This is a genomic window from Enterococcus eurekensis (assembly GCF_042654605.1).
GTDB lineage: Bacteria > Bacillota > Bacilli > Lactobacillales > Enterococcaceae > Enterococcus_I > Enterococcus_I eurekensis.
Window position 1 is genome coordinate 18,899 of sequence record NZ_JBHSGT010000020.1, and the last position, 13,805, is coordinate 32,703.

The window sequence follows — 13,805 nt, forward strand, 5'->3', positions numbered from 1 at the left end:
GTTACTAGGCTCGAAAAAGATATGATAAATAAAAAATAAATTGTTATAATTATAAGGAAGAATGGCTAGCGGTTTATTAATTGAAGAAGGTGAAAAAATGCGAACAGAAGAAGAGATGTTCCAAATGATTTTAGAGATTGCCAAACAAGATGAGCGGATTCGTGCCGTTTATTTAAATGGTTCTCGTACTAATCCTAATGTCAAAAAAGATGAATATCAAGATTTTGATATTGTGTACGTGGTGAATGACGTGATTCCCTTTTTGAATAACCCCGAATGGTTAAAAAAATTCGGTGAGATTGCGGTGATGCAAGAACCGAATTCAAAAGCTTTCGGTTGGGGAGGGGATCACAATGAACAAGAATCTTACACCTGGTTGATGCTTTTTAGTGATGGTAATCGGATTGATTTACATCTAGATATCAAAAAAGTTGCGCTCGATCGTTACTTAGAAGATACGTTAACAATAAAATTATTGGATAAAGATGATTTTTTACCTGATTTAGCGAAAGCAAATGACCAGTTTCATTGGATTCAAAAACCATCACAGATCGAGTTCCATGGTGTCTGTAACGAATTTTGGTGGTGTTTGAATAATGTTGCCAAAGGACTAAATCGGCACCAAATACCATACGTGTTAAAGATGTATTATGAAATTGTACATCCACAACTGTTTCAATTAGTTGACTGGTCGGTTGCCCAAAAAAATAATTTTCAAATCACGACAGGATTATTTGGTAAATATTACGAAATGTTATTAACGAAAGAGCGTTATGAAGCTTATTTAAAGACTTATCCTAATCCAAATCCAGAGGCAATTTGGCAAGCAATTTTTAATGCATGCTATTTATTTCGAGAATTAGGCATAGAAATTGCTGAAAGTTTGGGATTTTCTTATAATTTGGTAGAAGATCAGAATATGCAAAGATATTTAACGCAGATGTACAAAAAGGAGAATGACAAATGAAGAAGCACCGCATCTATACGATGAGTTTTGCTAGTGTTTATCCACTATACATTACCAAAGTTGAGAAAAAAGGCCGTACGAAAGAAGAAGTCGATCAAGTTGTCCGATGGTTGACAGGGTATAAACAAGTGGAAATTGAACAACATCTAGCAGCAGAAACAAATTTTGAGACTTTTTTTGAACAAGCGCCGAAATTAAATGAAAACCGCTCGTTAATTACCGGTATCATTTGTGGTGTTCGTATTGAAGAAATTGCAGACCCTCTAATGAAAGAAATCCGCTATTTAGATAAATTAGTCGATGAGCTTGCAAAAGGTAAAAAAATGGATAAAATTTTACGCGCAACAATCATTGGAGATTCAGAATAGAAAGAGGGAATTTTATGCGCTGTGATTGGGCAAATGGCAGTCAACTTGAAAAAGCTTACCATGACAATGAATGGGGCAAAGCCATTCACGATGACCAAAGACTTTTTGAGATGCTCGTCCTTGAAAGCATGCAATCAGGATTAAGCTGGGTAACAATATTAAATAAAAGAGAAAATTTTAGACAAGCATTTGATCAATTTGAAATTGCAAAGGTAGCTGCCTATAATGAGGAAAAATACTTAGCTTTGATGAACAATCCTGGAATTGTTCGACATCCTTTGAAAATTAAAGCGGCGATTCATAATGCACAATTATTATTAGAAATACAAGCAGAATTCGGAAGTTTCGATAACTATTTTTGGCGCTTTAATGATTATCAGATACAGGTGAATCATTGGCAGCAATTATCTGAAGTTCCTGCTAAGACAACATTATCTGATGAAATTAGTCGTAAAATGAAAAAAAGGGGCTTTAAATTTATAGGTAGTACGACAATTTATGCTTTTATGCAAGCGATTGGTATGGTCAATGACCATCTTGAGTCTTGTGAATACAAATAATTGGAGTTGAGAATATGGTAAAAAAAACGCTAGATTTAAGTCATTTAACCCAAAACGAATTAATTGTTATCCTCGAAGCACGTTTTTCTAAACATATGGAGCGTCATCCGCAATTAACTTGGGCCCCCGTTAAAGAGGCACTAGAAAATAACCCAGCGGTACTTGCGATTCTTTTAGAAATGGAAAAAACTGGAGGCGAACCGGACGTTGTGGCAGTCGATCTTCAGCAATCGGGCTATCTTTTTTACGATTGTTCAGCTGAATCCCCGGAAGGTCGTCGCAGCTATTGTTACGATGATGTTGCTTTAAATGCACGAAAAAAACATAAACCAGAAAATAGCGCAGTAAATTGTGCGCAACAAATGGGGATCGAGTTACTTTCCGAAGAAGAGTATGGCTATTTACAGACACTAGGAACTTTTGATTTAAAAACTTCAAGTTGGTTAGCCACACCAATAGAGGTTCGTAATCTTGGTGGAGCCTTATTTGGTGATAAAAGGTATAATCGTACTTTTACCTATCACAATGGTGCGGATTCTTACTATGCCAATCGTGGCTTTCGTGGAAAAACAAGTGTACCTTATTCTTGAAATATTCATAGAAAAGTCAAGAAGCTGTCCTAAACTAGAAAGTAAGTAGAGATTTATTTTATCAATATTATTTTCTTCATTAGTGAAAGGAATGTCAGATCTTGTTAGTTTTTAAATTATTAATGGTTTTAGTTATTGCATTTGTTATGGGAAAAATTGTCACCAATTTAAAATGCCAGCAATTTTGGGATGGTTGTTAGCCGGGATGGCTCTAGGCCCCCTCATGCTTTTGGTTTAATGGGGGGAGTCACTATTAGCGGCTGGTTGGTACAAAATGCTTTTAAGTTTGCTCGAATGTAGCGTCGGACTGATGATTGGGACTGAATTGGTCTTGAAAGATTTGAAAAAATCAGGGAAACAGATTTTAATAACAACTTTAACCCAATCTCTTGGAGCTTTTTTGATTGTCACTTTGATTTTTGCAGCTATTTTTTACTTCATGCAGATTCCTCTTTATTTATCATTGATTTTCTGAAGTATCGCGCTAGCAACCGTTCCATCTCCTGCGTTATCAATTGTTAGAGAGTTTAAAACCGATGGACCTGTTACGAAAACGTTGATTCCGATGGCTGTTTTAGATGATGTCATCGCAATTATCATGTTTTTTAGTATTAATGGGATTATCACAGCAACGAAAAATGGCAATCAATCGACTTCATTGGGTGCAACCTTGTCGATTATGATTCTTTTACCAATGGCTATCGGTTCTGTTGTTGGTTATCTTTCAAGTCTTTTCTTAAAAAAAGAAAGATCAAAAATTCAAACGCAGCTTTTACTCGTTTCATTCATCTTAATTGCCGGATCGGTTGGTATTTACATTAATCAACAAGTGTTAGGTGCAGAAATGATTAACTTCATGTTAATCGGGATGGCTTTTTCAGCTGTTTTTGCGAATCTTGTTTCAAAAGAAAGATTGCACCAAATTATGAGTGCTTTCAATCCAATTTTAGGTATCTCCCTATTAATCGTAATTGTTAACCTAGGAGCACCGTTAGATTATCATTTGATTTTAGGTGCGGGAGTCTTTACTTTGATTTATATCCTTTCTCGGGCTTTCGGAAAATATAGTGGGGCCTACTTTGGTGCTAAAACGGCTCAAAAATATCTGGGATTAACGTTATTACCTCACTCTGGTGTGTCGTTAGTCTTTACGGGAATTGCTGTGAGTTCATTGAATATGTTTGACCCAAAATCAGCCGTAATTATTCAAGGAACTATTGCTGCAGCTGCAATTCTAAATGAAATTATCGCGGTGATTGTTGCTAAAAAAGCATTTGAATGGTCAGGCGAAATGCCGCGATTAAAAAAATAAAGTGCGACAACAAATGGATAAGTGACTTGTCCGTTTGTTGTTTTTTGCTTTTTTAAAAGAAAAATGGATTTTTGAGTAAGTAATCCTTCTCCAATTAGCTGATTTGTGGTATGCTTATTAGCGTTTTTAATGTATTTTTATACATTTATATTGAAAGGAATGAATAAAACATGAAAATTAAAAAAGGCTTTTTCTTCTTCATGAGTTTACTTTTACTAGCCAGTTACTTTATACCAACGGCTCATGTGGGAGCAACTACTGAAGATCCAGCCTATGACCAAATTATTGAAAGAGGGACTTTGATCGTGGGGTTATCACCTGACTACGCCCCCTATGAATTTTATGCAGAAGTTGATGGAAAACAAAAAATTGTCGGTTTTGATATTTCTGTTGCTAAAAAAATTGCGGAAGATTTAGGTGCCGAATTAGAAATTGAGGCAATGGGATTTGATGCACTTCTTGGTGCACTCCAAACTGGAAAAATCGATTTGATTATTTCAGGTATGTCACCAACGCCAGAACGCTTAAAAGAAGTTAGTTTTTCAAAATCATATATGAAAATCGAACAAAAATTGTTAATCCGCAAAGAAAATAAAGACTCATTAGTCTCAATTGAGGATTTTGACGGTTTGTCAGTCGCAGTTCAAAAACAATCGACTCAAGAAGAATTGGCTCTGTCAGAAATGCCGAATGCTTCGACTGTTTCTTTACAAAAAATTCCAGATGTCATTTTAAATTTAAAAAACAAAAAGGTTGAAGGTGCGATTTTAGAAGGACCAGTTGCTAAAGGTTACGTTGACCGCCATGATGATATCATTTTTTCAGAGGCTTCTTTTGAAGATGCAAATAAAGATGTTGCGGTTGCTTTTTCGAAAAATGCTCCGATTCTAGAAGAGAAAATTAATGCTTCAATTACAGAAATTATTGATAATAATTTATTAGAGGGCTATCAAGAAGAAGCTAACCAATATTTAATCGAAGACGATGAAGGTTTCTTTAAGAAATATTTACCTTTTTATATTAGTGGCGCAGGTTATACGATTTTCTTAGCTTTCATTGGGGTCTTATTCGGGACACTGTTAGGTGGACTGCTTGCATTTATGAAATTAGCTAAAAATAAATTAATGCGTATTTTAGCAACAATTTATATAGAGTACGTCCGCGGAACACCTTTACTTGTACAAATTTTCATTGTTTACTTTGGAACAGGGATCTTAGGATTTGAAGTTTCACGATTAGCTGCCGGTTGCATTGCGCTATCAATAAACAGTGGAGCCTATGTGGCAGAAATTATTCGTGCTGGGGTTAATGCGGTCAATCGTGGTCAATTAGAAGCCGCGCGTTCATTAGGAATGAATCAAGCACAAGCGATGCGTCATATTATTTTACCGCAGGCGATTAAAAATATTTTACCAGCATTAGGAAATGAATTTGTCACAGTTATTAAAGAGTCATCAGTTGTTTCAGTTATTGGTGTCTCAGAATTAATTTTCCAAGCAGGTAACGTTCAAGGCGCAAGTTTCAAACCATTCTTGCCATACGTCGTTGTTTCGTTAATTTACTTTGCTTTAACCTTTAGCTTATCGCGTCTACTAGGTCTAGCGGAAAGGAGAATGAATACGAATGATTAAAATTAATCAATTACATAAAACATTTGGCAAAAATGAAGTCTTAAAAGGGATCGATTTAACGATAAAAAAAGGCGAAGTGGTCGTTATTATTGGGCCTTCTGGTAGCGGAAAAAGTACCTTCTTACGTTGTATGAACCTTTTAGAGCAACCGACGTCCGGTTCAATTGTCTTTGAGGGACAAGATATTTTGGCAAAGAAAGCCAACATCGATCAATTACGTCAAAAAATGGGCATGGTTTTTCAAAGTTTTAATCTTTTTCCTCATAAAACCGTCTTACAAAATTTAACGATTAGCCCGATTAAAGTTAAGAAAGAAGACGAAGAAAAAGCAAAAGAAAAAGCTTTAAATTTACTTGAACAAGTAGGACTAAAGGACAAGAGTGATAGTTATCCAGCAAGTCTTTCTGGTGGACAACAACAACGGGTTGCGATTGCTCGTGCATTAGCAATGGATCCCGATGTCTTATTATTTGATGAGCCGACTTCAGCCCTTGATCCAGAGATGGTTGGGGAAGTTTTATCTGTCATGAAAAACTTGGCTGATAAAGGGATGACGATGGTCGTTGTGACGCATGAAATGGGCTTTGCACGTGAAGTAGCTAGCCGTGTGATTTTTATGGATGAAGGCATTATTCAAGAAGAGGGCACACCAAGTGAAATCTTTGGCGCTCCTAAAAATCCACGTACGCAAAACTTTTTAAATAAAGTCTTGTAATAAAAAGGATTCTTTTATCGTTGATAAAGGAATCCTTTTTTGGCATCTAAAAACAATCATGGATAAGCGATTTCTATTAAAGATTTGTTCAAAAATGGATAATTGGATCTAAAATTAAAAAAATGTTCGTTTATTCTTAGATAAACGTTAAAAATTTCACATTTTTTATTAGTGATTGTGCTATACTAATAAAAAGAAAAAAGGAGTGGTTAGATGCGTGGTATTTTAACAGTTATTGGAAAAGACAAAGTAGGGATTATTGCTGGGGTGAGTCAAAAATTAGCAGAATTAAATATTAATATTGTTGATGTGACACAAACGATTATGCAAGACTACTTTACAATGATGATGGTTCTCGAACTAAATCCGCAATTAGATTTTGAGCACACACGAAAAGCGTTGTCTGAAGTTGGCGAAACGTTAGGTGTGAAAATCAGCATTCAAAATGAAGAAATTTTTGAAGCGATGCATAAATTATAATTGGAGGTTGGAAGATGGAAGTCAATCATATTTTAGAAACGATTCGGATGGTCGAAGAAGAACATTTGGATATTCGGACAATTACTATGGGAATCTCCCTTTTAGATTGCATGGACAGTGATATTAATGCCTTATGTGAAAAAGTTTATCAAAAAATTACTACCAAGGCGAAAGACCTAGTTGCTGTTGGGGAAAGCATTGAATTGGAATACGGGATTCCAATTATTAATAAACGAATTTCCGTGACACCAATTGCGATTGTTGCTTCAGCTGTTCATGCAACAGAAGAAGAGTGTATTCTAATTGCCAAAACACTCGATCGTGCAGCACAAACGGTGGGAGTTAATTTTATTGGTGGCTATAGTGCTTTAGTTGAAAAAGGCTATCAAGGAGCAGATAGAACATTGATTCATTCAATTCCTCAAGCTTTAGCTCAAACCAATTTTGTTTGTTCTTCTGTTAATATTGGTTCAACAAAAACAGGGATTAATATGGACGCGGTTAAATTGATGGGGCAAGTTATTAAAGAAACAGCGGTGGCATCCGATATGGGCTGTGCTAAGCTGGTTGTTTTTGCAAATGCGGTTGAAGACAATCCGTTCATGGCGGGAGCTTTCCATGGTGTGGGAGAAGCCGACTGCGTAATCAATGTCGGTGTGAGTGGTCCTGGTGTTGTAAAACGAGCATTAGAAAAGGTTCGTGGCGAAAGTTTTGATGTCGTTGCAGAAACGGTTAAGAAAACGGCTTTTAAAATTACACGAATGGGGCAATTAGTTGGCAAAGTCGCTTCTGATCGTTTGGATGTTCCATTTGGGATTGTTGATTTATCATTAGCGCCAACACCGGCAGTTGGAGATAGTGTGGCTTATATTTTAGAAGAAATGGGCTTGGAATCCGTTGGGACACATGGTACTACAGCGGCTCTGGCTTTACTAAATGATGCCGTTAAAAAAGGTGGCGTGATGGCATGTAATCATGTTGGGGGCTTATCGGGTGCATTTATTCCAGTTTCAGAAGATGCCGGAATGATTGAAGCGGTAAAGAATGGTTTCTTAAATTTGGAAAAACTAGAAGCGATGACGGCGATTTGTTCGGTTGGTTTAGATATGATTGCAATCCCAGGTGAAACGACAGCTGAAACAATTGCTGCAATGATTGCTGATGAGGCAGCGATTGGCGTTATCAATCATAAAACGACAGCAGTTCGAATCATTCCGGCCAAAGATAGTCAAGTCGGTGATATGATTGAATTTGGTGGTTTATTAGGCACGGCTCCCGTTATGAAAGTCAATCCAGCCAAATCGTATGATTTTATTCAACGTGGAGGGCGTATTCCAGCGCCAATTCATTCATTTAAGAATTAGACAGGAGTTTTTGGATGTTTAAGAATTTTATTTGGGATTTTGACGGTACGTTATATGATACGTATCCGGTAATGTTAGATAGTATTATACAATCGTTGAAACAAGATTTTGCCATTGATGGCGATAGGAAACGGATTTATTATTTATTAAAGAGTGAATCCTCTAAAGCTGTTGCTCAGGAATATGGCCTTGATTTTGACCTTTTTACAACAGCTTTTAAGAAAATTGAAAACCAAGATCCTCGACAGTCACTGCCATTTGCAGGGGCAATCGAGGTGTTAGAAACAATCAGAAATCAACATGGACGAAACTTTATTTTGACTCATCGGACGTTAAAATCAACTGAAACGATGTTAGTACAAGATGGCTTTCATGATTTAATTACTGAAATTGTTGGTTCTGATCAAGATTTCCCGCGAAAACCCGATCCAACTTCCTTAAATTACTTTTTAAATAAATATGGCATGGATCCAAACGAAACAGTCATGGTTGGAGACCGTAAACTCGATATCGAGGCTGGGAAAAATGCTGGTGTAGCCACAATATTTTTTGATGTTGAAGCGTTGTTGGATGACATGCAGGCGGATTATCGTGTCTTTTCGATGAACGATATTTTAAAAATTCTTCAAAGGTAAGCAAGTTGAGAAAATCAACTTGCTTTTTTCGTATATTCCTTTTAAAGGAGGGATATTTTTGAAAATTAATCAGAAACAAATATTAATCATAGTTGGTACAATCGCAACGTTTTTATTTGGTATTGTTTTTCTTATGTATCAAAAAGGTTCGAATGAAGAGGAACTTTTATGGGAAACGGTTGAATCGAATGTCTCGAGTGTCACCGAGTCAACCGATTTAGCTCAAGAGGACTTGGTGATTTTAGTTGATATTAAAGGTGAAATTAAACAACCCGGCGTTTATGAATTGGCTCATGATGCTCGCTTAAATGAATTAATTTTATTGGCAGGTGGCTTTACAGAAAATGCAGAAGTTCGACAAATAAATCTAGCAGAAAAATTGAGTGATCAACAAATGATTTACGTGCCGAATCAGGATGAACTAACGTTTTCAATCGATCAATTGGTTGAAGATGAAGAGGACATGTCACAGTCATCAACGACAGTCAACATCAATACGGCCGATCTAACGGAACTCCAACAACTTCCTGGTGTCGGTCCATCCAAGGCACAGGCGATTATTGCTTATCGTGAAGAAAATGGTTTGTTTAAAAGTATTGAAGGGCTTCTTGAGGTTTCAGGGTTTGGAGAAAAAACATTTGAAAAATTAAAAGATTCCATCGTAATTTAATCTTTTGTCGTAAAACTTACAAGACCATTCGAGTTCTTGTAAGTTTTTATTATTTAAGCCGTTTTAAATAAGATATCTTCGTTTAAATTGAGTGAATATGATAGGATATAACTAAATAATAGCTCGTAGGAGGGATCGCTTTGAGTGAGGAAAATTTAATTAGTATTACTAAATTAATTGATGAAGTTGAAAAGGTCATTTTAGGCAAACGGACAGTTATTCAACTAACCGTTGCGGCATTACTAGCTGGTGGGCACGTCTTGTTTGAAGACGTGCCAGGAGTCGGCAAAACGATGCTCGTTAAAGCACTTGCTGAAGCGATACACGGGCGTTTTTCTCGAGTTCAATTCACACCTGACTTACTGCCAAGTGATATTTTAGGTGTTTCGATCTTAAATAGTCAAACCAATCAATTTGAATTTCGCCAAGGACCAATTTTTACCGATGTTTTATTAGCCGATGAAATTAATCGAACAACGCCACGAACGCAAGCAGCCTTATTAGAAGCGATGTCTGAAAAATCAGTCACCATTGATGGCAAAACCTATCGTCTATCTGACAATTTTTTTGTATTAGCAACGCAAAACCCGATTGAATATGAAGGAACTTATCCTTTACCAGAAGCACAACTCGATCGTTTTTTATTTAAATTAGCAATTGGCTATCCTTCTGAAGAAGATGAACTGCAATTGATGCTGAATAAGACAATTGAATCAAAAGTTATTTCTAGAGTGATGGACGAACAAGAACTTATCCGTTTAAAAGAACAAGTTGATGACGTTTACGTTGATGAAGTCGTCGGAAAATATGCCTTGGCACTGATTCAAAAAACGCGTCAACATCCGAGTATTGCGCTGGGGATTAGTCCGCGGGGAAGTATTGCTTTTATCCGTGGAGCAAAAGCCTTTGCTATGACGCAAGGGCGAACATTTGTCACACCGAAAGATTTACAGATGATTTTACCGGCAGTATTTGGGCACCGCCTTCATTTTAAATACGCCAGAGCTAATCATAAAGAATATCAAGCGATTATTGAAGACATTTTAAGTAGCGTTCCTGTCCCGATTAGGAGGTAACACGTGAAATATTTAAAACCAATTCTAAAGCTAAGTCTCTTAATCCTCTTTTATGTAATCAGTTTTTTATATGCTATTATTTTTACAAATCAAACAGGTTGGATACTATTTTGGTTCCTAAGTTTAATCCTATTACTTGAAATACTGTCGCTGATTACGCCATTACGTTTACTTCAAGTGAGGAGTCAAAAACCATTGCGCTTAGCTGTCGATGAGTTTGTGACGATTGAGTTGTTAATCAACAGTTTATATAAAATGCCACTTTATTTTCATAGACTAAATGTTTCTTTTTCTGAAATTTGCCATACAAAACAACTAAGTAATTATTTGGGGCAAGAAAAAAAGCTTAAAGTGGCGTGGCAGCCGATAAATAGAGGGCTGATCGAAAGTCGAAATGTTTTATTTGAAACACACGATTTTTTACATTGCTTTCCTAGAACAATTCAGATGACGATGCCCGTTGAGTGGGTGGTCCTTCCATTACGCCATTCTTTTGTCGATCAAGGCATCGCAATCATTGAACATCTGATGTCTAAAAAAGCTTATGGCGAGCCCACGTTTACTTTAAAAAACTATCGTCAATATCGTGAAGGGGAATCGATTAAGCAAATTGACTGGAAAACTTCTAGCCGGATGCAGACATTAATGACTCGTGAATATGAAAATGACGAACCAAGTAAATGGTTGCTAGTTTTTTATGGAATTGAAAGTATTTATTTTGAGGAAATGTTGAGCCTTTTTTATACAATTTTTCTAGAATATCCAACACAAGCAAGATTTATGCTGATGGGGGAAGGAACCACTAGTTATCAGATTGAATCGCTGGTTGACTTTGCAAGTGTTCAACCATTAAATGATTTACCAATGATTCCTTATCGTGAAAATGAAAATATTTGTATTTTTGTCCCAGAGGTCACCGATGAGCTAGCAACACTTTTTCAAGCGAAACGTTTTCACCTAATTCCTTATGAACAAGTCATGAGTGGAGGTGAGCCTAAAGATGTTCTCTAGAATTCAAAAGAAACTTTTCCTGACCGTAACGTCCTATTGGGCTTTTTCGGTGACTTTTTATCAATTTTTAACGATTTATAACTTTGAACAAAAATGGGTTGGTTTTATTAGTGTCGGAATGCTTAGTCTAACGGCCTTACTCATTCCTTATAAAATTCTGCGCTATCCCGTTTATTTAATCAGTTTACTTGGAGGACTCTATATTTTAATCCCCATGTCTGAGACGAAATTTTTTCCATGGCTAGCGAATTTTTATGCTAAGTTACAAGAAGTTTCTCAAATATTTGTTAGTGGGCGCGCTAATTTTTTACCTCATGAAATGGCCGCTGTTTTACTGCTGTTTACAATTTTAATCTTAATCGAATTACTGGTTGAGTTTAAGCAAGTTTGGCTTAGTGTTTTATTTTTAATAGGCTACTTATTGATTTTAGCGATTTATAACTCACAAAACTTTTATTTACCAATCCTGTTGGTCTTAGCAGTCGGTTTACTGCAACACTTTTATTTGAATCAGCAAAAACAAAATGTCCCCCATCGAAGTTTTTTCCCGATAATCTTTCTATTAGTTATCCTTGCAGTTAGCGCAGTCTATTTACCGAAAGAAGATGCGCAACGTGCGATTTTGTCTCAAACGAGTCATTTTCGAAATTGGTTAAATGACAAAGGCGTTTATCACTTTATTCAAAAACAAGGCTTACCAAAAGCTACACGAACAGGATTTAGTGAAAATGATGAACAATTAGGAGGACCCATTTTTGATGATAATCAAATTGTTTTTGAAGCTCTACAAACGAAAGGGCATTATTGGCGGGTTGAAAGTAAGAGTTTATACACGGGTAGTGGTTGGCAAACGAGTCAAAGAGAAAGAGCGGTGTCTGATCAATCAGTGAATCAAATGACTTATGCGACATTTGAAAGCAAGCAACAGCTAACTCTACCAGAAGAAATAGCAGTTAAAATTGCTTATCAAGGCACCTATTTGCCGATTCCTTATGGATTAGTCGAAATCAATTTACAAACAAATGAGCAAATTGGTTTGTCTCATTCGATTGATTCAGACCGAATTGATGCATCAGAATCACTTGAAGCGGCTTATGTTTTGATGAACTGGCAAGATTTAGATTATTCATTGAGTGATTTGGCGAGTGTTCCATTGAGTATTCCCAAAGGACCAGTTAACTACTTACAATTACCAGATTCTTTACCAATGACTGTGCAATCATTGACAGAAAGTTTAGTAGCCGAACAAAAAACATTGATTCAAAAAGTTCAAGCGATTGAGAGTTACTTGAAAACAGATGATTTATTCCGTTATTCGAAAGTCGATGCGCTCTATCCTGAGCCAGAACAAGATTTTGTGGCGCATTTCCTCTTTGAGTCACACGTGGGGTATTGTGACCATTTTTCGTCGGCTATGACAGTCATGTTGCGTTCAATTGGGATTCCAGCACGCTGGGTAAAAGGGTTTGCCTCTGGTGATCCAATGGCGGTTGAAGAAGACCGAATCCGTTATGCTATTCGCAACAACGACGCCCATTCCTGGGTTGAAGTTTATTTCGAGGGCTATGGTTGGCTACCATTTGAACCGACACCTTCATTTTCTCAACCTTTACAAGAAGAAGAGGATGAAACAGTAGAGACAACGAATCTAACGTCAGAAAGTACAGGGCAAAGCTCTACAGAAGAACAAGTGGACTCAACGAATGAAACCGCGTCTATTGTAGAAGAAGCTGAATCAAGCGATACCGTTGTCCAAGCAGAACAGAACAATGAACGAGTATCGTTACAACTGTTTGGGCGATTGATAGGGGCAATAGCGATTTTGTTCTTAGCCTTCGGAACTTTTTATCTTTATAAGTGGCGTGTGTATCTCATAACAATTTTATTACTTCGATGGAAAAAACAACCATTTGAAGCAGCTTATCCCTATTTATTAAAACAGTTTGAGCCTGTCGTAAAAAGGCAAAACAATCAGTCATTAATTGAGTATGCTTACCAAGTCGAACAAGTTATTCCAAGTTTTAATCAAAAGTTTATTGATGTAACGAAAATATACGAGGCTCAGTTATATGGCCGACAATCGGTTATAAATAAAGAACAGCTCATGAAAATAAAACAACTGGCCAAACAAATTAGTCAAACTAAAATAAAAGCGCCAGTTAAATAACAATCAAATTTTACTGAACTGAACCGGCGAGCTAGATTTATTCTATCGAATTCAAGTCGTTAACAGTAGAGATATTAACCAATAAAAGTTCATACAAATCTACGACTGTGGCTTATGTTGCAGTCTTTTTTATGTTAAATAAAAATACTCTTTTAAAAAGACGTAGTTATTAATAAGAAGCGCCTTGATTGTTCCTTGAAATTTGAATCGTTCAAAAGTGGCAGATTTATGATCTTCATATTACTTGAGACTTTTGTCA

General features: G+C 36.5%; 14 protein-coding genes. All 14 read left to right on the plus strand.

Going from position 1 to position 13,805, the window contains the following annotated elements; translation table 11 throughout:
* The first annotated feature begins 61 nt into the window (after positions 1–61).
* The 14 genes from ACFO3L_RS03165 to ACFO3L_RS03230 all read left to right on the plus strand — a co-directional run bounded on the left by ACFO3L_RS03165 (position 62) and on the right by ACFO3L_RS03230 (position 13,546).
* A complete protein-coding gene (locus ACFO3L_RS03165; RefSeq protein WP_379963753.1) occupies positions 62–967 on the plus strand; it encodes an aminoglycoside 6-adenylyltransferase in 906 nt (301 codons plus the stop codon).
* Positions 964–1,335, plus strand: a complete 372-nt coding sequence (locus ACFO3L_RS03170) for a DUF2200 domain-containing protein (RefSeq protein ID WP_379963755.1) — start codon at positions 964–966, stop codon at positions 1,333–1,335. Before ACFO3L_RS03165 ends, ACFO3L_RS03170 begins: the two co-directional genes overlap by 4 nt.
* A 14-nt stretch (positions 1,336–1,349) precedes the next feature.
* Positions 1,350–1,895 carry a DNA-3-methyladenine glycosylase I gene (locus ACFO3L_RS03175; RefSeq protein WP_379963757.1) on the plus strand — a complete coding sequence of 182 codons (546 nt, stop codon included), beginning with the start codon at positions 1,350–1,352 and terminating at the stop codon, positions 1,893–1,895.
* Between the two features lie 14 nt (positions 1,896–1,909).
* Entirely contained in the window at positions 1,910–2,485 is a 576-nt protein-coding gene (locus ACFO3L_RS03180; protein WP_379963759.1) for a DUF4256 domain-containing protein, read from the plus strand.
* A 478-nt stretch (positions 2,486–2,963) separates the two neighbouring features.
* Positions 2,964–3,797: a cation:proton antiporter domain-containing protein gene (locus ACFO3L_RS03185; RefSeq protein ID WP_379964065.1), complete on the plus strand. Its 834-nt coding sequence runs from the start codon at positions 2,964–2,966 to the stop codon at positions 3,795–3,797.
* Between the two features lie 170 nt (positions 3,798–3,967).
* Entirely contained in the window at positions 3,968–5,428 is a 1,461-nt protein-coding gene (locus ACFO3L_RS03190; protein WP_379963761.1) for an ABC transporter substrate-binding protein/permease, read from the plus strand.
* Positions 5,421–6,143: an amino acid ABC transporter ATP-binding protein gene (locus ACFO3L_RS03195; protein WP_379963763.1), complete on the plus strand. Its 723-nt coding sequence runs from the start codon at positions 5,421–5,423 to the stop codon at positions 6,141–6,143. Before ACFO3L_RS03190 ends, ACFO3L_RS03195 begins: the two co-directional genes overlap by 8 nt.
* A gap of 213 nt (positions 6,144–6,356) precedes the next feature.
* The gene (locus tag ACFO3L_RS03200; protein WP_379963765.1) at positions 6,357–6,623 is read left to right on the plus strand and encodes an ACT domain-containing protein; all 267 of its coding nucleotides are present in this window, start codon (positions 6,357–6,359) and stop codon (positions 6,621–6,623) included.
* Positions 6,624–6,637: 14 nt separating this feature from the next.
* Entirely contained in the window at positions 6,638–7,987 is a 1,350-nt protein-coding gene (locus tag ACFO3L_RS03205; protein ID WP_379963767.1) for a PFL family protein, read from the plus strand.
* Between the two features lie 14 nt (positions 7,988–8,001).
* Positions 8,002–8,622, plus strand: a complete 621-nt coding sequence (locus tag ACFO3L_RS03210) for an HAD-IA family hydrolase (protein WP_379963769.1) — start codon at positions 8,002–8,004, stop codon at positions 8,620–8,622.
* Positions 8,623–8,680: 58 nt separating this feature from the next.
* Entirely contained in the window at positions 8,681–9,292 is a 612-nt protein-coding gene (locus ACFO3L_RS03215) for a helix-hairpin-helix domain-containing protein (protein ID WP_379963771.1), read from the plus strand.
* A gap of 140 nt (positions 9,293–9,432) precedes the next feature.
* Positions 9,433–10,368: an AAA family ATPase gene (locus ACFO3L_RS03220; protein WP_379963773.1), complete on the plus strand. Its 936-nt coding sequence runs from the start codon at positions 9,433–9,435 to the stop codon at positions 10,366–10,368.
* Positions 10,369–10,371: 3 nt separating this feature from the next.
* Positions 10,372–11,379, plus strand: a complete 1,008-nt coding sequence (locus tag ACFO3L_RS03225; RefSeq protein ID WP_379963775.1) for a DUF58 domain-containing protein — start codon at positions 10,372–10,374, stop codon at positions 11,377–11,379.
* Positions 11,369–13,546 carry a transglutaminase-like domain-containing protein gene (locus ACFO3L_RS03230; protein ID WP_379963777.1) on the plus strand — a complete coding sequence of 726 codons (2,178 nt, stop codon included), beginning with the start codon at positions 11,369–11,371 and terminating at the stop codon, positions 13,544–13,546. The genes ACFO3L_RS03225 and ACFO3L_RS03230 overlap by 11 nt, the downstream gene beginning before the upstream one ends.
* The last annotated feature ends 259 nt before the right edge of the window (positions 13,547–13,805 follow it).

What these genes read in the sequence shown, in the direction of transcription:
- ACFO3L_RS03165 (WP_379963753.1), top strand. Translation starts at nt 62, where the DNA reads ATGGCTAGCGGTTTATTAATTGAAGAAGGTGAAAAAATGCGAACAGAA.
- ACFO3L_RS03190 (WP_379963761.1), top strand. Translation starts at nt 3,968, where the DNA reads ATGAAAATTAAAAAAGGCTTTTTCTTCTTCATGAGTTTACTTTTACTA.
- ACFO3L_RS03200 (WP_379963765.1), top strand. Translation starts at nt 6,357, where the DNA reads ATGCGTGGTATTTTAACAGTTATTGGAAAAGACAAAGTAGGGATTATT.
- ACFO3L_RS03175 (WP_379963757.1), top strand. Translation starts at nt 1,350, where the DNA reads ATGCGCTGTGATTGGGCAAATGGCAGTCAACTTGAAAAAGCTTACCAT.
- ACFO3L_RS03210 (WP_379963769.1), top strand. Translation starts at nt 8,002, where the DNA reads ATGTTTAAGAATTTTATTTGGGATTTTGACGGTACGTTATATGATACG.
- ACFO3L_RS03195 (WP_379963763.1), top strand. Translation starts at nt 5,421, where the DNA reads ATGATTAAAATTAATCAATTACATAAAACATTTGGCAAAAATGAAGTC.
- ACFO3L_RS03180 (WP_379963759.1), top strand. Translation starts at nt 1,910, where the DNA reads ATGGTAAAAAAAACGCTAGATTTAAGTCATTTAACCCAAAACGAATTA.
- ACFO3L_RS03205 (WP_379963767.1), top strand. Translation starts at nt 6,638, where the DNA reads ATGGAAGTCAATCATATTTTAGAAACGATTCGGATGGTCGAAGAAGAA.
- ACFO3L_RS03170 (WP_379963755.1), top strand. Translation starts at nt 964, where the DNA reads ATGAAGAAGCACCGCATCTATACGATGAGTTTTGCTAGTGTTTATCCA.
- ACFO3L_RS03230 (WP_379963777.1), top strand. Translation starts at nt 11,369, where the DNA reads ATGTTCTCTAGAATTCAAAAGAAACTTTTCCTGACCGTAACGTCCTAT.